Source organism: Enterobacter sp. IF2SW-B1 (assembly GCF_001743375.1).
Classification (GTDB): domain Bacteria; phylum Pseudomonadota; class Gammaproteobacteria; order Enterobacterales; family Enterobacteriaceae; genus Enterobacter; species Enterobacter bugandensis.
The window spans coordinates 1-358 of the sequence record NZ_MJAA01000386.1 but is presented as its reverse complement, the minus strand read 5'-3'; the positions used below and the strand labels follow the sequence as shown (position 1 = coordinate 358).

Below are 358 nucleotides of genomic sequence, written 5' to 3'. Positions count from 1 at the left end.
GCGGTACCAGACGTTTTTGCTGCAAAAAACGATCCGCCATCTGAACCAGTTTCGATTGTTCATCCGGCTTAAGCTTCGCCAGAACACGGATCGCCAGGGCGTCATCCCACGGCAGCGCCATATCCCGCCCAGCCTCCTTCGTGTCCCACCCCCACCTAATCCCCCCCTTGCTCGCAAACTCGTCACTTGAACCCCTAGCGGAACGCGATCATTGCCCCCCTTACACCCCGAAGAAACTAGCATTTTGTACGTAGCGGGTGGTAGCGCTTTGCAGGCAGCACCTTCATTTTGTGACGTCTGTCGTAGCCTTTATCCGCAGGTGGGGTGAATAAATCAGTACGGTATTGAAAAGATGAGC

Annotated in this window: 1 pseudogene; it reads right to left on the bottom strand. The window is 54.7% G+C overall.

From position 1 onward, the window contains the following. Nucleotides 1–160 (bottom strand): annotated as a pseudogene (locus tag A6013_RS27720) (DgsA anti-repressor MtfA); the annotation flags it as partial. Nucleotides 161–358 lie beyond the last annotated feature (198 nt).